Raw genomic sequence first — 17,278 nt, 5'->3', positions numbered from 1 at the left:
ATGCCCCGGCACGGCCCGACCCCGCCGGCCCATGGCACCCATTCCACCCACATCCCGGGTTCGGGGCGCTTCGCACCCGCGACACGCCGCGACACACCGTCCACGGCGGGCGGATCGCGCCCCAAACCCCGAAGACCTAGAGAAGGAAAGACCATGACACTCATCGACACCTCTCCCCCGAACACCACGACCACGCCGCCCGCGGCGACCGCGGCGAAGTCGGCCATCGAGATCCTGGGCCGGATCGGACCGCGGTACGGCGAGGTCCTCACGCCCGAGGCTCTCGCGTTCCTCACCGAGCTGCACGTCCGCTTCGCGGCCCGCCGCCATGACCGGCTCGCGGACCGCCTGCGTCGCCGCTTCGAGATCGGCAACGGGCACGATCCGCAGTTCCGCGATGACACCCGGCACATCCGCGAGGATGCCGAGTGGCGGGTCGCCGGAGCGGGACCGGGCCTCGAAGACCGACGCGTCGAGATCACCGGCCCCACGGATCCGAAGATGACGATCAACGCCCTCAACTCCGGGGCGAAGGTGTGGCTCGCCGACCAGGAGGATGCCACCAGCCCCACGTGGAAGAACGTCATCGAAGGGCAGCTGAGCCTGCGCGACGCGATCCGCGGCGAGCTGTCGTTCACGAGCCCCGAGGGGAAGCGGTACGAGGTCACGGCGAGCGAGACCCCCACGATCGTCATGCGCCCCCGCGGCTGGCACCTGCCCGAGCAGCACATCGCGTTCACGGACCGCGCGGGCCGCACGCTCGCCGCGTCGGGCTCGCTGGTGGACTTCGGGCTGTACTTCTTCCACAACGCCCAGCGGCTGATCGCCGACGGCCGGGGCCCCTACTTCTATATCGCGAAGCTCGAGTCCAGCGAGGAGGCGAAGCTGTGGGACGACGTCTTCACCTTCAGCGAGCGCTTCCTCGGCATCCCGCACGGCACGATCCGCGCGACGGTGCTCATCGAGACGCTGCCCGCGGCGTTCGAGATGGAGGAGATCCTGTTCGAACTGCGCGATCACTGCGCGGGCCTCAACGCCGGCCGCTGGGACTACATCTTCTCCATCATCAAGAACTACCGCGGCCGCGGGGCGCGGTTCGTCCTCCCCGACCGCAGTGAAGTGACGATGACCGTGCCGTTCATGCGGGCGTACACCGAGCTGCTCGTCAAGACCTGCCACAAGCGCGGCGCGTTCGCGATCGGCGGGATGAGCGCCTTCATCCCCAACCGCCGCGATCCCGAAGTGACCGAGCGCGCGTTCGAGAAGGTCGCCGCCGACAAGAAGCGCGAGGCCGGTGACGGCTTCGACGGCACGTGGGTCGCCCACCCCGACCTGATCCCCGTGGCCCGCGCCGAGTTCGATGCGGTGCTGGGCGAGCGGCCGAATCAGCTCGATCGCCAGCGGCCCGAGGTCCACGTGAAGGCGGCCGACCTCATCGACGTCCACATCGGCCGCCCCATCACCGCGGCCGGCGTGCACGGGAACGTCTCGGTGGCGATCCGCTACCTCGAGGCGTGGCTGCGGGGTCAGGGCGCCGTGGCGATCGACAACCTCATGGAGGATGCCGCGACCGCCGAGATCAGCCGTTCGCAGGTGTGGCAGTGGATCCACCAGGACCGCACCACCGACGACGGCACCCCCATCACCCGCGAGTACGTCGAGGGACTCATCGCCGACGTGCTCGCGCAAGCGGAGCGCCGCCCCTCGACAGGCACGGGGACCGGCGACCGGTTCGACGACGCGGCGGAGGTCTTCCGCGAGGTCGCGCTCGGCGCGGACTTCCCTGCCTTCCTGACGCTGCCGGCCTACGCGAAGTTCCTCGTCGACGCCGGCTGATCGGCGGTTCGAACGGACCGGATGCCTCGACCCGCGCGGGTCGAGGCATCCGGTTCTCTTCGCTCCCAGGGCCGCAGAACCGGGACTCGCCGAGGGTCGCGGAAGATCCGCGAATTCTTTTCGCGCGTTTCGTCGACCCGGCAACGGGTCGTTCGACGCACAGAGCAGTAACGTCGCTCAACGGAAAGGACAGCGCGATGAAGTTCCTGATGCTCGTAGTCGTCGACCCCAGCCTCGAAGAGGGCGAGGAGGCGCCCATCACGATCGAGCAGTGGGTCGATGAGACCTACGGCGCCGGCAAGGCCACCGAGGGCGACCGGCTGCGTCCGCCGTCCGACGCCAAGACGGTCCGCCGCCGCGGCGGCAAGCTCATCGTGACCGACGGCCCCTTCGCCGAGACGCACGAGTGGATCGCGGGATTCGATGTGCTCGAGGCGGAGTCGCTCGACGAGGCCCTCGAGATCGCCGGGCGCCACCCGATGGCCGCGGGAGGCATCATCGAGCTGCGGCCGGCCTGGCCCCTCGACCTCTGACGCTCAGGCCCTGGGGGCGGTGCTTCGCACTGTGCCCAGGGCCTCGGCCTCGGCCTCGCGCGCGAGCCGCTGCGCCCGGATCCCGCTCGCGAGCACCCAGCCCAGGAGCCACACCACCGTCACGATGGTGATGACGAACGAGGTGCGCAGCGCGGCATCCTGATCCGGCATGACGAGCAGCGGCACGAGCGAGAGGATGCCGCCCACCACAGTGCCGATGGCGCCGGTGAGTGCGCGACCGCACCCACCCCAGAGCCACCAGACCAGCACGCCGGCCGCGACGAGCGCGACCGACGAGATCACGGCTCCCCACACCAACTCGTCCATGAGGGAAAGGGTAGCCCTCAGGACAGCATTCCGCGCTCCATCGCGACGGTGACCGCATGCGTGCGATCGGCGACGCCGAGCTTGTCGAACGCCTTGAGCAGATGCGTCTTGACGGTCGCCTCGCCGATGCCCAGCCGCGATGCGATCTGCTTGTTGCTGTGGCCGGTCGCCACGAGGCGCAGGACCTCGGTCTCGCGCGGCGTCAGCACCGTCTCGGTCTCCGGTCGGCGCATCCGCTCCACGAGTCGTACCGCGACATGCGGAGACAGCGCCGGCTGGCCGGCCGCGACCGAGCGGATGCCCGCGACGATCTCGACCTGCGGCGCGGCCTTGAGCAGGTAGCCGTCGGCGCCCGCCTCGATGGCGGCCAGGATCTGGTCGTCCGACTCGTAGGTGGTGAGGATGAGCACGCGCGGGGGCGGCGTCCCCGCCTCGCCCGCGACGATGCGGCTCGTCGCGGCGACACCGTCGCTTCCCGGCATCCGCAGGTCCATCAGCACGACGTCGGGCTGGGTCGCCCCCGCGATCCGCACGGCCTCGTCGCCGTCGGATGCCTCGCCCACGACCTCGAAGCCCGGCTCATCCGAGAGCATGCCGGCGAGCCCGGCCCGGACGACGGGGTGGTCGTCGGCGATCACGAGCCGGATCACCGGGCCTCCTCCGCGTGAGCGGGCTCGTGGGGAAGATGGACCCGCAGCGTCGTGCCGGCACCGGGCGCGGACTCGACGTCGATCGAGCCGCCCGCGAGCGCGACCCGCTCCCCCATGCCGTCGAGCCCGAATCCCGACCGGGGTGCGTCGGGATCGAATCCGCGCCCGTCATCGGTCACCTCGACCTCGGTCGTCGCGCCGAGCGAGGTGACCGCGACCGTCACCCGCGTCGCCCCGGCATGCCGGCGGACGTTCGCGAGCGCCTCCTGGAGACAGCGCAGCAGCACGACCTGGGCGTCCCGGCCGAGGGGCGCGGAGTCGTCGATGCGCAGATGCACGTCGATCGCCAGGCCCGCCTCGGCGCGGAAGCGCTCGGCGAGCCGCTCCACCGCCGCCGCGAAGACCAGCTCGCCGGGGACCGCCGCCGTGCGCGCGACCAGCGCGCGCGACTCGGCCAGCGCTTCACGTGCCACCTGCTCCACCGTCGCGATCGTCGAGGCCGCGGCATCCGTCGCTCCGTCCCGCGACTGCCTGCCCGCGCGCTCCGCGAGGATCACGAGTCCCGCGAGGGTCTGGGCGAGGGTGTCGTGGATGTCGCGGGCCAGCCGCTCCCGCTCGCTCGCGGCACCTCGATCCCGGCTGAGGGCCTCGACCTGCGCCTGTGCCGCCGTGAGATCGGCGAGCAGCCGCCCGCGCTCCTCGCCGTACTCGGCGATGCTCGTGATCCAGAGCCCGAGCGAGATGGCGAACGCGACCGAGAAGCCCGCCGTCGTGAGACCCGAGACGAAGGCCTCGAACGAGAGCCCGCCGCCCAGCAGATACCCGGCGAGGACAGCCAGCGCGATGACGACCGAGGCGAGGATCGCCTGCCTGCGATCGGCCGTGATGACCCAGGCGAGCGGGTAGGCGACGACCTGGAGCATCGAGAGGAAGGGACCTGCGGCCACGCCGATGCAGATCGACACCGCCGCGATCGTGACGAAGACGGGCACCCGCCAGGTGGGCGCCTCGGACCCGATCTCCGGCCGCGCGAACACCGCGTATCCCACGACGAAGAGTCCGAGGGTCATGAGGACGATGAGCCGCTTCGTCGGGTCGGTCGGGCCGAAGCCGAGGAATGAGAACACGGCGATGGCGAGGATCGCGCCGATGACCGTGACGTCCCACCACCGCCTGTTCAGCATCTCGAGCCCCTTCGCCGCCGCGTCACGAGGCTACGCGTCGCGCCGGATCCACCGGAAGGTCAGCCGCGAGAGGATGAGCCCGACCACGAGCCAGATCGACAGGGCGAGCGCGACGCCCGCGAGGTTCCAGTCCTCGGTCTGCTCCAGGACGCCGTAGCTGTCCGGCAGGAACACGTAGCGCATGCCCTCGGCCATCCACTTGAGCGGGAAGAGGCTCGCCACGTTCTGGAGCCAGTCCGGGAGCTGGAAGAAGAACAGGTAGACGCCCGAGATGAACTGCAGGACGAGGGCGATGGGGACGACGACCGCCGTCGCGCTCTTCGCCGTCCGGGGCACCGACGACAGCGCGACTCCCAGCAGCGCCGACGTCGTGATGCCGAGCACGAAGACCCACGCGAACACCGCCCACTTCGACGGGTCGGTCGGGAGCTCCGCGCCGAGGACGAAGACGGCGAAGGCGAGCAGCAGGATCGCCTGGAGCGTGCCGGTCACGCCGACCTGACCGATCTTCCCGGCGAAGTACGACACGGGCGACAGCGGCGTTCCGCCGAGGCGCTTCAGCGTTCCCTCCGAGCGCTCGACGGCGATGTCCATCGCGAGGTTCTGGAACCCCGACAGCAGGAGGCCCGCCGCGAGCATCCCCGGCAGGTAGAGCTCGGCGACCGAGATGGCCGGGACGCCGGGCGCCGGCTGGAAGTCGCCGTCAGACCCGAACACGACGCTGAACAGCCCGAGCATCGCGATGGGGAAGAGGAAGGTGAAGAAGAGCGTGTCGCCCGACCGGAAGTACTGGATGAGCTCGAAGCGCGTGCGCCACCATCCGAGAGCCACGGCACTGCGCAGAGCCCGGCGCTCCGAACCGACCGCGACGCTCATCGCGCGGCCTCCTCGATGACCGGCTCGCCGGCATCCGCGGGTCCGGGAGGCGGACCCGGAGGCGTGTCGACGGATGCCTCGGCGACGAGCCCGAGATAGACGTCCTCGAGGCTGGGCCGGACGATCTCGAGGCCTGCGGGAGCACCACCCATGCGCGCGGCCAGCCGGGTCGCGAAATCGAACGGCTCGCGCGTGCGCTCCTCGCGCGCCTCCCCGCCTTCGATCCAGCGCACGACGGGCACCCGCGCCTCCTCGCCGCCGATCGTGTCGACGGGTCCGATCGCCCGCAGGCGGCCGTCCGCGATCACCGCCACCCGATCGGCGAGCTGCGCCGCCTCGTCGAGGTAGTGCGTGGTCAGGAGGATCGTCGTCCCCTCGGCCTGCAGGCGGCGGATGAGCTCCCAGAACTCACGCCGCGCGTGGGGGTCGAAGCCCGTTGTCGGCTCGTCGAGGAAGAGCAGCTCGGGGCGTCCGATGATGCCGAGCGCCACGTCGACGCGCCGCTGCTGCCCGCCGGAGAGCTTCGAGATCCGCGTCTTCGCCTGCTCGTCGAGCCCGACGGCGGCGATCACCTCGTCGACGTCACGCGCCCGCGGATAGAACCCCGCGAACTGGCGGAGCTGCTCGCGCACCGTGAAGAGGCCTCCCTGGCCCGTCGACTGCAACACGATGCCGATGCGCGACTTCCACTCCAGTCCCGCGGACTCCGGGTCGACGCCGAGCACCGCGACCTCGCCGCCCGTGCGACGACGGTAGCCCTCGAGGATCTCGACGGTGGTCGACTTGCCGGCGCCGTTGGGCCCCAGCAGCGCGAAGGTCTCGCCGCGCTCGATGTCGAACGAGACGTCGTCGACCACCGTCCGCCCGCCGTAGGCCTTTCGCAGGTTCCGCACTCGCACCGCCGTGTCGCCCATTCGTCCAGCCTCTCCGATGCCGGCCCGGAGCGGAACGCCCTTCCGACGTAGCGCCCATCCCCCATTCGGTGGATGCCTCGCCGTCATCGAGGCGGCGCGCCCGGGTACGCTCGAAGGCGTGACCGAACGCGCTCCCCTGTCCCGCAAGCTGTCCGCGATCGCCGAGTCGGCGACCCTCAAGGTCGATGCGAAGGCCAAGGCTCTTCAGGCGGCAGGCCGTCCCGTCATCAGCTACGCGGCCGGCGAGCCCGACTTCGCGACGCCCCAGTTCATCGTGGATGCCGCGATCGAGGCGCTCCACGACCCGGCGAACTACCGGTACACCCCCGCGGTCGGCCTCCCCGTGCTGCGCGAGGCGATCGCGGCGAAGACACTGCGCGACTCGGGCCTCGAGGCCGCGCCGTCGCAGGTCGTCGTCACCAACGGCGGCAAGCAGGCCGTCTACCAGGCGTTCCAGGCGGTCGTGAACCCGGGCGACGAGGTGCTCCTCCCCGCCCCGTACTGGACGACGTACCCGGAGGCGATCGCCCTCGCCGACGGCGTGCCCGTCGAGGTGTTCGCCGGGGCGGACCAGGAGTACAAGGTGACGGTCGAGCAGCTCGAGGCCGCGCGCACCGACAAGACGACGGCGCTCGTCTTCGTCTCGCCCTCCAACCCCACGGGATCGGTGTACACCGCGGAGGAGACGAAGGCGATCGGCGAGTGGGCGGTCGAGCACGGCATCTGGATCATCTCCGACGAGATCTACCAGAACCTCGTCTACGAGGGCGTGCGTGCCGTCTCGATCGTGGAGGCGGTTCCGGATGCCGCGGCTCAGACGATCCTCGTCAACGGCGTCGCCAAGACCTACGCGATGACCGGCTGGCGTCTGGGCTGGATGGTCGGGCCCGCCGACGCCATCAAGCTCGCCGCCAACCTGCAGTCGCACCTGAGCTCGAACGTGAACAACGTCGCGCAGCGCGCGGCGCTGGCGGCCCTGACCGGCCCGCAGACCGAGGCGGAGCAGTTCCGGCTCGCCTTCGACCGGCGGCGCAAGCTCATCGTCTCGGAGCTGTCGAAGATCGAGGGCGTCACCGTGCCGAACCCCCTCGGCGCGTTCTACGCCTACCCGGACGTGACCGGGCTCCTCGGCCGGGAGTGGCGCGGCAAGCGCGTCGAGACCTCGCTCGAGCTCGCCGACCTCATCCTCGACGAGGCCGAGGTCGCCGTGGTGCCGGGCGAGGCGTTCGGCCCGTCGGGATACCTGCGCCTGTCGTACGCACTGGGCGACGATGCCCTCCTCGAGGGCGTTCACCGCATGCAGGACCTGTTCGCGTAACGATGAGGATCACCGAGTCGGCCGACTGGCGGGATGCCCTCCCGTTCGAGTCCCCCATGCTGCTGGCCGACGTCGTCCCCGGCGGGCCCGCTCGCTGCGCGGGCTGCGGACCCGACGTCGACCCGCGGCCGCGCGACGAGCTGTGGGCGTACAAGCACCGGCATCCCAACAACCATGCCGGGTACGTGCGGTTCTACTGCGCGGCGCACGTTCCCGCCGCGCGGCGCGCCCCGGTCGCTCCCTCGGCGCCGGTGCGCCGGGAGCGGGCGCGATCCGCGCCGCGCGTCTCGGCGCCCGCCCGGCGCGCACCCGACCTCGACACGACGCGCGCGATGTGCCCCGACTGCTTCATCGAGGTGGCCGCCAACGGCGTGTGCGGCGTGTGCGGCCGCCAGGTGGCCTGACCGCGGGTTCAGCTCAGAGCCCGGCGACGCGCTCAGGCGCCGGCTGAGAGTTCAACGCCCCGGAGCAGAGACTCCCCTCAGAGCTCGACGCCCAGGAGCACCGGCTCGGGCTGGAGCACGAGGCCGAACTCCGACTGCACACGGCCCTGGATGAAGCGCGCGAGCTCGGCGAGCTCTGCCGCCGTGGCATCGCCTCGGTTCGTGAGGGCGAGCGCGTGCTTGGTCGACAGTGCGGCGCGCGAGCGCGGGAGCTTGAAGCCCTTGCTGATGCCCGAGTGCTCGATGAGCCACGCGGCGCTGACTTTGACGTCGGGCTGGTGGGTCACGGGCGCGGGCACGTAGCCGTCGAACGACGCGAGCGGGATGACGAGTACCGGGTCGAGGTCCGGGGCGACGGGCCACCGCGGGCACTCGTCGGGCAGAGTGCGTGCGAAGGATGCCGAGACCACGGCGTTCTGGAAGAACGACCCGGCACTCCACGTGTCGGGGTCGGCGTCGTCGAGCACCATGCCCTTGCGGCGGCGGGTCGCGAGCACGTGGTCGCGGATCCAGGCCACCGTGACGCCCTGACCCTCGGCGAGGCCGAGAGCGGTGCGCAGCTGCGATCCCGCAATCGGCCGTTCCTCGTGGCCGACCTCCGCGAGCTCGAGCGTCACCGACAGGATGACCGCGGAGCGGAGCGGCGCCGAGCCGTAGTGGTGCTTGAGCACAGACGTGCGGAAGCCGAGGCCGAGCTCAGCAGCCGGCACGGTCGTGACCTCGCCCGTCGACTCGTCGAGCAGCTCGACCTCGACGAGCGTCTGCACGATCTCCTGACCGTAGGCGCCGATGTTCTGCACAGGTGCGGCGCCGACCGTGCCGGGGATTCCCGACATCGCCTCGATCCCGGCGAGCCCCTGCTCGACCGCGAAGCCGACGAGGGAGTCCCAGTCGTGCCCCGCCTCGACGCGGAGGCGGGCGAAGCCGGGCCGGGGTGAAGGCATCCGTTCGATGCCCTTCGTGAGGATGCGCACGACGGCGCCGTCGAAGGGCTCGTCGCCGACGAACAGGTTCGAGCCGCCGCCGAGCACGAGCCAGGGGCCGCCGTCGCCCCACACCTCGAGGAGCGCACCGACGAGCTCGTCGCGCGTGTGCGCGTCGATCATGCGCGCGGCGACACCGCCGGTGCGCAGCGTCGTGAGCTGCGCGAGCGGGAGCGGCTCGACGTCGGGCATGGGCTACGCGAGACGGACGCGGACCTGCGCCTTGCCGAGCACCGTCGTGTCGGCGTGCGACACCGTCAGATCGATGCGGGCGGTCTCGTCGTCGACGGCGCCGACCTTCGCGGAGATCGCGACATCGGCACCGGACTCGGCGTCGACGACGACGGGTCGCGTGAACCGCACGCCGTACTCCAGGATGCGTCCGGCGTCGCCGAGCCAGGGCACGATCGTCTCGACGGCGAGCCCCATCGTGAGCATGCCGTGCGCCAGCACGCCGGGCAGCCCGACCGACGTCGCTATGTCGTCGCGGTAGTGGATGGGGTTGAAGTCGCCCGAGGCGCCGGCATATCGCACGAGCGACTCGCGGGTGAGGTGCACGGTGCGCTCGGCGACGACGTCGCCGACGGCGATCCCGGTCCCTGAGCTCGTCGACGCGTCGGTCACTGCTCCCCCTCCCCGACGAGGAGGACGGATGTCGCGGTCACGACGTGGGCGCCGGAGGCATCCGTGATGACCGATTCGCTCGTGACCATGGCGTTTCCTCCGAGGGTTCGGATGCCGGTCACGGCCAGCTTTCCTGTGAGCTCATCGCCAGCGACGATCGGGCGGGTATAGGAGAAGCGCTGCTCGGCGTGCAGGACGTTCTGCAGCACGATCCCCGAGTCGGGCTGGGCGAGGAGCTGCTGCAGCGTGTGCTCCTGCACCACGATCGCGAAGGTCGGCGGCGCGACGACGTCCGTGTAGCCGAGCGCCTGCGCGGCGGCCGGGTCGGTGTGCTGGGGGTCGCCGGCGAAGACGGCGCGCGCGAACTCGCGGACCTTCTCGCGGCCGACGAGGTAGGGCGACGTCGGCGGGAAGTCCCGCCCGACGAGCTCGGGGTTCACTGGCACCGTGCCATCCTATCCAGCGGCCACCCTCCTCCCTTCCGGCTCGGCGCCCGCCCGACCCCTGCTCGCCGGGCCGCGGACCCCGGCCGACCCGGGCTGACGGCGAGAACGTAGGATCTCGCCGAGACCACCCGATGTCGACGCGAACGACGTGTGCTCTCGGCGGGTACGTATGTTCTCGCCGAGCGGCGCGGGCAACGGATGCCTCAGCGAGCGCGGCCGCGGACGGCCCGGACCGCCATCTGCACCGCGATGAAGGTGAGGAAGACGGCGAAGAGGACGTTGCCGACGAAGGGGTCCACGAGGGTGGCGATCCAGGCGCCGAGCGCCGTCGTCGTGCAGGCGGCGAGGCCGACGAGGGCCGCCGCGAGGAGATCCACGTTGCGGCGGCGGAAGTTGCCGATCGTTCCGGAGATCGCCGTGGGGATCATCATGAGCAGCGAGGTGCCCTTGGCGATGAGGTCGCTCGTGCCGAACACGATCATGAGCGCCGGCACGACGATGATGCCTCCGCCGACACCGAGCAGGCCCGCGAGCGTCCCCGTGACGACCCCCAGGACGACCAGGCCCACGATCGTGACGAACGTGAGCGGCAGTTCGGCGTCGCGGGAGGGGATGACGAGGAAGAGGCTCACGATGACGAGCACGAGGAAGCCGACGAAGCACCACCGCAGCACCGTCTGGGACAGCCGCGGGAGCAGCCACGTGCCGACCTGCGCGCCGCCGACCGCGCCGACCGCGAGGATGAGCGCCGGGATCCAGGCGACCGACCCGTGGATCGCGTAGGAGATGACGCCGACCGTCGCTGTCGGCACGATGGCCGCGAGGGAGGTGCCGGCCGCGAGTCGCTGGTCGAACTTGAGGATGAGCACCAGGAGCGGCACGATGACGGTGCCCCCTCCCACGCCGAAGAGGCCCGAGAGCAGCCCCGCCAGAAGGCCGATGCCGACGCACGTGAGGAAGAAGCGGGGCGTTCGCGCCGCGCCGACAGTCGCATCGCTCACGGTCAGTCGGACGCCGCGTCGTCGATGGCCCAGTGATCCCCGTCCGCCACGACGTAGTACTCGTAGTGCACCTCGGCGGGCTCCCGGGTCGCGAGCGGCTGGTTCTCGTCGTCGGTGAGCGACAGGTAGGTCTCGGTCGTGGCGACGGTGATCGTTCCGCCGTCGCGGGAGATGTCGGTGACCGCGATCTCGTACTCGTCGGTGGACTCGCTGAAGCCCTGCGCCTCACCCTCGAAGGAATCGCACTCGGCGAGCCCGATCTGCGCCCGGAACGACTCGGTCGTCGCGGCGAAGAACTTGTCGCAGTCGACCTCGCTCCACGCGTCGTCGTACAGCTGCACGGCGTCGACCGCGGCCTGCTCGTCGTCGTTCCCCGGCTTGATGCCGCCGCCGGCGGCGAAGACGCTCGACAGCAGCATCGGGATGACGACGATCGCCGTGATGACGAGGCCCAGGACGACGACGCCGATGACGACCCACACGATCCAGAGCTTGGACCTCTTCTGCGCGGGCTGGGACTCGGCGTACGGCCCCGGACCGTAGGGGCCGCCCGCCTCGGGCGGATAGACCGGGCCGCCGGGCTCGGTCGGAAAGACGGGATCGCCCGCAGCGGGCGGATACACCGAACCGCCCGCGGCGAGCGGGTAGACCGCGGCGGGCGCCTCGGGCTGGTGCACAGGGTCGGGACCGGCCGGCGCGACGGGGGACGCGGCATCCGTCACCGCGTCGGGCGTCTGCGTCTGCGTCTGCTCCGTCCAGCGGGCCCCGTCCCACCAGCGGCGCGCACCGTGTCCGTCGTCGTACCAGCCGGGCGGGGTAGAGCTCATATCGGCAACCCTACTCGCGGGCTCCTCGGGGGCAGCGGTCAGGCGGCCGCGAGCGAGCCGATGAGGCTCGGGTTCGGGTCGCGCCACTTCTGGGCCGACTGGAGGATCCAGAACAGGGCGAACAGGCCGAGTGCGATGAACTCGCACACGAACACGGGTGGGATCGGGGCATCCGGAATCTCGCCTCTCGCGACGAGGGCGACGACCACGATGATGTCGAGCACGAGCGCCGTCGCGATGACGATGTTCGTGATCGCGAGGGCGCGCGACGGCTGCACCCACAGCGGATCGCTCGCATGCGGGAAAGCGTTCCACACCGCGACGGCCGCGATCACGAGGAAGAAGAGCCCCGCGGCGGCGAAATGGCCGAAGGCGAGGAACGTCTCGCGCGCGAAGGCCCAGGTCACCCACACCGCGAGCAGGACGACCAGGGTGACGATGACGGATGCCGCGATCTGCCGCCACGCGAGACCTTGTCGTCTGCGGATCACGAGCGCCACGACGACGAGCACGACACCGACGACGAGGAAGGTCGCGACGTTGTCGTCGACGCCCGCGCGCACCTCGAGAGGCACGCAGGGGGTGTCACCGGGACATGTCCCCTCGAACCCCGGGATCGAGCCCGGATACATGGGAGTGGGCACGAAGGCGATCATCGGCGCGAGGAGGGCGGCGACATCGAGCAGATTGCGCTCGACGCCGCGGCCCGAGAGCGCGAAGAGGCCGAAGCACACGGCGATCAGCGCACCGACGAGCGCGTTGCGCGCGGGCGAGTAGTAGTACGCGCTGATGGACTGCAGCAGACCGACGTCGCCCAATGCGAAGACGACCGCGATTGCGATGACGAGCGCGGTGGCGGCGATCCCGATGCGCACATAGCGGTAGGTGCGCACCAGCGACGTCTCGATCGGCACGTCGGTCATCGGGCTCCCTCGGTTCTCGGCTGGTCAACGCTAGCGGCGAGCGCCGACGCGAGCGGCTGCGGCGCGCATGCGCCCCCGATGTCGCGCCGTGCGACCGGACGCCGAGACCGGGCCCGGCGAAGAGCCGGGCCCGGTCGGATCCCGGCCGGGTCAGGCCCGCCGCCCCGTGACGAGCAGGTACTCCCACCCCATGACGCCGTCTCGCAGAGACCGGTCCCCCAGCGCCGCGAGCTCGGCGTCGAGGGCGGCGACCTTGTCGGCGTCGTCGGCGATGAATCGGTAGACCGAGATCGTCGGGCCGTAGTTCGCCTTGAAGAAGTCGCGGAACTCGGCTCCCTTCGCGAAGCGCTCGACGCGCAGCGTCTGCTGGCTGGCGACGAGGTCGGTGACGCGCTCGCCGAACAGCATGCGCACGTGGTCCGCGAGGCCCCAGAGAGGCGCGGGCGAGGCGCCGGCCGGGGGCGGCGGGGCATACGGCTTCATGAGCGAGAACATCTCGCCGATGAAGCCGTTCGGCGTCCAGCTCAGGACCCCGATCCGCGCGCCCGGACGGGCGACCCGGACAAGCTCGTCCGCCGCGAGCTGGTGGTGCGGGGCGAACATGACGCCGATCGCCGACAGCACGACGTCGAACGAGAAGTCCGCGAAGGGCAGCGACTCGGCATCCGCGGTCTGCCAGGTGATGTCGACATGCTCGGCGGATGCCGCGGCCCGACCGACATCGAGCAGCTCGGGCGTCAGGTCGGTCGCGACGACGTCGGCTCCCCGGCGTGCAGCCGGGATCGCCGAGGTGCCCGTGCCCGCGGCGACATCGAGGACGCGCTCGCCGGGCTGTACGTCGAGCGCTTCGACGAGTAGGCCGCCGAGCCCGCCGACGACGTCCTCGACGACGGTCGGGTAGCTTCCGCTCGCCCACATCGCGGCGTGCTTCGCCTTGAGTGCGCGATCTTCGGGCGTGGCCGTCACGGCGGGTCCTGTGGGGGTGGTGTTGGACATCCTTACCTCCTGGTCGGGGTTGATGAGCCAACCGTAGGAACGAGGCATCCGTCGCCGCATCGGCGTCAGCACGCAGCTTCGCGCGGTCGCGAGGCCGCCGCTGGCGGCTGGCGCGTAGTCGGAGCCCCGATCAGTGGGACAGCAGACGGGCGACTGCCGCCGTGCGCGCGGCGCGACCCTGGAGGCCGAGCTTCGCGTACGCGTTCTGCAGATGCCGCTCCACGGTCCGGACCGACAGGACGAGCTCGGACGCGATGGCCTCGTTGTCGTATCCCTCGGCCGCGAGCCGGAGGATGTCGAGTTCGCGCGGAGAGAGCACGGTGCTGAGGTCGTCGGACACCGGCGCACTCAGGCTCACGCGGTCCGGCGCGAGGAATCGTGTCACCTCGTCGAGGAAGACCGGCCACGCCGGCTCATCCTCCAGGACGATGTGGTTGTCGCTCTCGAGCGCCACGAGTCGTGCTCCGCGGATGTGAGCTGCGAGGTCGCGGGCGTGGTGGAACTGGTTCATCTGGTCGCCGCGGCTGTGGATGACGAGGGTCGGAAGGTCGATGTCCGCCATGCGGTCGCTCGCATCGACGTTCTGGCGCTGCGCCCGCGCGATCACGGCGGTCTCGGCATCCACCGCCATCATCTGGAGGTCGTCGATCCAGCGCATCTGCTCCTCCGTGCCGCCGGGGATCATGAGGCTGCTGAAGACCCGGCGGAACTCCGCCGTGGGCCGCGCCCAGCCCACGCGGATCAGCGCTTCGAATGCCTCGTCGAGCGCGATCTCTTCGGGCGACGCCCCGGCATGGGCTCCGGCATAGCTCCCGTAGAAGATCAGCCGTGTGAGGCGTTCGGGATGCCGCGCGGCATACTCGAGCGCCACAGGACCGCCCTGCGCCATCGCGAGAAGGGCGAACTTCTCGAACCCCGCACCGTCGGCGACCGCCTCGAGGTCGGCGACCCGCGCTTTCAGACTGTGGTCGGTGATGCCCCGGTCCGACAGTCCATGACCGCGCTCGTCGTAACGGATCACCGTCGCGACACGGCCCAGACCCTCGAGGAAGTGACGCCAGACGGGACTCTGCCAGTCGAACTGCAGGTGGCTCAGCCAGCACGCGTCGATGAGGAGCGGTGGGCCCGCGCCGTGCACCGCGTAGGCGATGCCGACGCCGTCCGCCGAGCGCGCGAAGCGGATGTCCTGCACGACATCCGCTTCGAAGGCGCCCACGCGGGTCATTGTAGGAGCCGGATGCCTCGGACACACCTGCGGCCGTGCACTCCGACGAGCTCGGCGGGCTCAGCGCGCGAGGGCGGCCTCCTCCTCGAGCCGCCCGAGCTTGTCGGGGTTCGCGATGGAGAAGACCCGGGTGATCCGTCCCTCCTCCACCGTGAGACTCACGGCGCCGACCAGCTGCCCGTCGAGCTCCATCCGGATCCCCGGCTGCCCGTTGACCCACATCGGGCTCGCCACGAGGACGCCCTCGACCTTCGCCATGCCGCCGATGAGGTAGCGGGCGAGGCGGTCGGCGCCGACGATCGGCCGCCGGGCCGCGCCGCGCACCTTGCCACCGCTGTCGGCGACCGAGACGACGTCCGGGGCCAGCACGTCCATGAGCCCCTGCAGATCGCCCGTGTTGAGCGCGGCCACGAGCTGCGCGACCACGACCTCGTGCTCTGCCGGCACGACCCGCACGCGCGGTCGACGGGCGGCGACGTGGTCCTTCGCGCGGTGCGCGATCTGACGCACCGCCGCAGGGCTCTTCCCCACGGCATCCGCGATCTCGTCGTACGGCACGTCGAACACCTCGCGCAGCACGAAGACCGCCCGCTCCGAGGGCGTGAGCGTCTCGAGAACCGTGAGCATCGCGATCGAGAGGCTCTCGGCGAGCTCCACGTCGTCGGCCACGTCCGGGCTCGTGAGAAGCGGCTCGGGCAGCCACTCCCCCACGTAGTCCTCGCGGCGGCGAGCCGTCGAGCGGAGGTGGTTGAGCGCCTGCCGCGTCACGATCCGCACGAGGTACGCGCGCGGCTCGCGCACCAGCGAGCGGTCCACCCCGTCCCACCGCAGCCACGACTCCTGCAGCACGTCCTCGGCATCGGCGGCGGAGCCGAGCATCTCGTACGCGACGGTGAACAGCAGATTCCGATGAGTCACGAAGGGATCGTCGACGCGGGCGCCCATGCTCATGGCGGGAGCCTACGCGGCGTCCGAGACGGCGCTGCGCGTGGCGAGCGGCGGCAGGCCACAGGCATCCGCGAACTGCTCGGAGCGGATGCCGAGCGCGATGTTCATGCGCGCCGACATGTTCATGAAGGCCACCCGGGCGGCGAGCTCGACGAGTGCGGCCGCGCCGAGCTCGGCGAGCAGCGCGTCGGAGAGCTCATCGGTGACCGCCGGGGGCGTCTGGCTCGCGGCCTCGGCGTACTCCATCACCATCCGCTCGAGGGACGAGAAGACGGATGCCTCGCGCCACCGTGGGACCTCGCGGGCCTTGCCGGCGTCCAGCCCGTGGTCGTGCGCCAGGAAGTAATTGAGGTCGAGGCAGAAGCTGCACCCGATCTCGGCGGCGGCGGCCATCGCGGCGTACGAGGCGAGCTGGGGGTCGAGCGCCTTCCACCGCTCGGTCTTGCCGCCGATGCTCATGGCGTCCTTCATGACGGCCTTGTTGTGCCACAGGATGCCGAGCGAGTCGGGGACCTTCCCCGTCATCCTCTTCGCGGCGAAGGTGATGAGGGCTCCGTAGAGGCCGTCGACCTCGGTGGGCGGGATGCGGGTGCCGGTGGTCATGTCGTTCTCCTTGTCGTCCGGGGTGTACGACATGGAGACACCGGCCGGTCCCACGGTGTGACATCGCCGCCGATTCCCACCGTCGCTATCCTCGGCACATGGGTCACCGGCGACTGCGCGCGTGGGTCGGCACGATCGTCTTCCTCTTCCTCGCGCCCGGAATCGTGGCCGGCGTGATCCCCTGGCTCCTCACGGGGTGGACGAGCGCCTGGCCGGGCGGAACACCGTGGATCGCGACAGCTGTCGCTGTCGTCGCCATCGTCGGCGGCATCGTCGTGCTGCTCGACGCGTTCGTCCGCTTCGCCCTTGCGGACGGCACTCCGGCGCCGCCCGCGCCGACCGCCGAGCTCGTCGTGGTGGGTCCGTACCGCTACGTCCGCAACCCGATGTACCTGGCCGTCCTTGCGATCATCTTCGGGCAGGCGCTGCTGTTCGCGAGCGTGTGGACCGCCATGTATGCCGTGATCGCGTTCCTCGCCGTGCTGCTGTTCGTGAAGGCGTACGAGGAGCCGACCCTGGAGGGTGAGTACGGCGACCGGTATCGCGAGTACCGCGAGAACGTCCGGGGCTGGATCCCTCGGCTCCGCCCCTGGACGCGCCGCGACTGACATGACCCGCACC

General features: G+C 70.9%; 20 protein-coding genes. 5 read left to right on the top strand and 15 right to left on the bottom strand.

Annotated features, from left to right (window positions below):
• The first annotated feature begins 153 nt into the window (after positions 1–153).
• Positions 154–1,836 carry a malate synthase A gene (gene aceB / locus G5T42_RS10215; RefSeq protein ID WP_165128240.1) on the top strand — a complete coding sequence of 561 codons (1,683 nt, stop codon included), beginning with the start codon at positions 154–156 and terminating at the stop codon, positions 1,834–1,836.
• 197 nt (positions 1,837–2,033) lie between these two features.
• Positions 2,034–2,369 carry a YciI family protein gene (locus tag G5T42_RS10210; RefSeq protein WP_165128238.1) on the top strand — a complete coding sequence of 112 codons (336 nt, stop codon included), beginning with the start codon at positions 2,034–2,036 and terminating at the stop codon, positions 2,367–2,369.
• Positions 2,370–2,372: 3 nt separating this feature from the next.
• On the opposite strand, the gene G5T42_RS10205 is transcribed toward G5T42_RS10210, so the two are convergent.
• Genes G5T42_RS10205 through G5T42_RS10185 form a run of 5 tightly spaced genes read right to left on the bottom strand, consistent with a single transcriptional unit; the run spans position 2,373 to position 6,320 of the window.
• Entirely contained in the window at positions 2,373–2,696 is a 324-nt protein-coding gene (locus G5T42_RS10205) for a hypothetical protein (protein ID WP_165128236.1), read from the bottom strand.
• Positions 2,697–2,713: 17 nt separating this feature from the next.
• Positions 2,714–3,346: a response regulator transcription factor gene (locus G5T42_RS10200; RefSeq protein ID WP_165128234.1), complete on the bottom strand. Its 633-nt coding sequence runs from the start codon at positions 3,344–3,346 to the stop codon at positions 2,714–2,716.
• Positions 3,343–4,530 (bottom strand): sensor histidine kinase, encoded by a 1,188-nt coding sequence (locus G5T42_RS10195; RefSeq protein ID WP_165128232.1) that lies wholly within the window; start codon positions 4,528–4,530, stop codon positions 3,343–3,345. The genes G5T42_RS10200 and G5T42_RS10195 overlap by 4 nt, the downstream gene beginning before the upstream one ends.
• Before the next feature lie 30 nt (positions 4,531–4,560).
• Positions 4,561–5,406, bottom strand: a complete 846-nt coding sequence (locus G5T42_RS10190; RefSeq protein WP_165128230.1) for an ABC transporter permease — start codon at positions 5,404–5,406, stop codon at positions 4,561–4,563.
• The gene (locus G5T42_RS10185) at positions 5,403–6,320 is read right to left on the bottom strand and encodes an ABC transporter ATP-binding protein (protein ID WP_165128228.1); all 918 of its coding nucleotides are present in this window, start codon (positions 6,318–6,320) and stop codon (positions 5,403–5,405) included. Before G5T42_RS10185 ends, G5T42_RS10190 begins: the two co-directional genes overlap by 4 nt.
• A gap of 118 nt (positions 6,321–6,438) precedes the next feature.
• Between G5T42_RS10185 and G5T42_RS10180 the strand changes: the two genes are divergently transcribed.
• Positions 6,439–7,638 (top strand): pyridoxal phosphate-dependent aminotransferase, encoded by a 1,200-nt coding sequence (locus tag G5T42_RS10180; protein ID WP_206535620.1) that lies wholly within the window; start codon positions 6,439–6,441, stop codon positions 7,636–7,638.
• Between the two features lie 2 nt (positions 7,639–7,640).
• Positions 7,641–8,042: a glucose-6-phosphate dehydrogenase gene (locus G5T42_RS10175; protein ID WP_165128224.1), complete on the top strand. Its 402-nt coding sequence runs from the start codon at positions 7,641–7,643 to the stop codon at positions 8,040–8,042.
• Between the two features lie 77 nt (positions 8,043–8,119).
• Here G5T42_RS10175 and G5T42_RS10170 read toward each other — a convergent pair whose 3' ends face one another.
• The 10 genes from G5T42_RS10170 to G5T42_RS10125 form a co-directional block, all read right to left on the bottom strand.
• Complete coding sequence (locus tag G5T42_RS10170) at positions 8,120–9,256, bottom strand: UDP-N-acetylmuramate dehydrogenase (protein WP_165128222.1); 1,137 nt, start codon at positions 9,254–9,256, stop codon at positions 8,120–8,122.
• 3 nt (positions 9,257–9,259) lie between these two features.
• A complete protein-coding gene (locus tag G5T42_RS10165) occupies positions 9,260–9,688 on the bottom strand; it encodes a MaoC/PaaZ C-terminal domain-containing protein (protein ID WP_241245774.1) in 429 nt (142 codons plus the stop codon).
• A complete protein-coding gene (locus G5T42_RS10160; RefSeq protein WP_165128220.1) occupies positions 9,685–10,134 on the bottom strand; it encodes a MaoC family dehydratase N-terminal domain-containing protein in 450 nt (149 codons plus the stop codon). Before G5T42_RS10160 ends, G5T42_RS10165 begins: the two co-directional genes overlap by 4 nt.
• Before the next feature lie 203 nt (positions 10,135–10,337).
• Positions 10,338–11,135 (bottom strand): sulfite exporter TauE/SafE family protein, encoded by a 798-nt coding sequence (locus tag G5T42_RS10155; protein ID WP_165128218.1) that lies wholly within the window; start codon positions 11,133–11,135, stop codon positions 10,338–10,340.
• A gap of 2 nt (positions 11,136–11,137) precedes the next feature.
• Positions 11,138–11,962 (bottom strand): DUF2510 domain-containing protein, encoded by an 825-nt coding sequence (locus tag G5T42_RS17710; protein WP_165128216.1) that lies wholly within the window; start codon positions 11,960–11,962, stop codon positions 11,138–11,140.
• Positions 11,963–12,000: 38 nt separating this feature from the next.
• Positions 12,001–12,885: a hypothetical protein gene (locus G5T42_RS10145; protein ID WP_165128214.1), complete on the bottom strand. Its 885-nt coding sequence runs from the start codon at positions 12,883–12,885 to the stop codon at positions 12,001–12,003.
• Positions 12,886–13,035: 150 nt separating this feature from the next.
• Positions 13,036–13,881, bottom strand: coding sequence for a methyltransferase domain-containing protein (locus tag G5T42_RS10140; protein WP_165128212.1), 846 nt, complete (start codon positions 13,879–13,881; stop codon positions 13,036–13,038).
• Positions 13,882–14,011: 130 nt separating this feature from the next.
• Positions 14,012–15,097 (bottom strand): alpha/beta fold hydrolase, encoded by a 1,086-nt coding sequence (locus tag G5T42_RS10135; protein WP_241245773.1) that lies wholly within the window; start codon positions 15,095–15,097, stop codon positions 14,012–14,014.
• Positions 15,098–15,166: 69 nt separating this feature from the next.
• Positions 15,167–16,051 (bottom strand): RNA polymerase sigma-70 factor, encoded by an 885-nt coding sequence (locus G5T42_RS10130; protein WP_165130185.1) that lies wholly within the window; start codon positions 16,049–16,051, stop codon positions 15,167–15,169.
• Positions 16,052–16,066: 15 nt separating this feature from the next.
• Positions 16,067–16,657: a carboxymuconolactone decarboxylase family protein gene (locus tag G5T42_RS10125; protein ID WP_165128208.1), complete on the bottom strand. Its 591-nt coding sequence runs from the start codon at positions 16,655–16,657 to the stop codon at positions 16,067–16,069.
• A 98-nt stretch (positions 16,658–16,755) separates the two neighbouring features.
• Between G5T42_RS10125 and G5T42_RS10120 the strand changes: the two genes are divergently transcribed.
• Positions 16,756–17,265: an isoprenylcysteine carboxylmethyltransferase family protein gene (locus tag G5T42_RS10120; protein ID WP_165128206.1), complete on the top strand. Its 510-nt coding sequence runs from the start codon at positions 16,756–16,758 to the stop codon at positions 17,263–17,265.
• Positions 17,266–17,278 lie beyond the last annotated feature (13 nt).

The sequence above is a fragment of the Microbacterium sp. 4R-513 genome (genome assembly GCF_011046485.1).
In the GTDB taxonomy this organism is placed as follows: domain Bacteria; phylum Actinomycetota; class Actinomycetes; order Actinomycetales; family Microbacteriaceae; genus Microbacterium.
The sequence above is the reverse complement of the archived record's forward strand: the minus strand, read 5'-3'. Positions and strand labels throughout refer to the sequence as shown.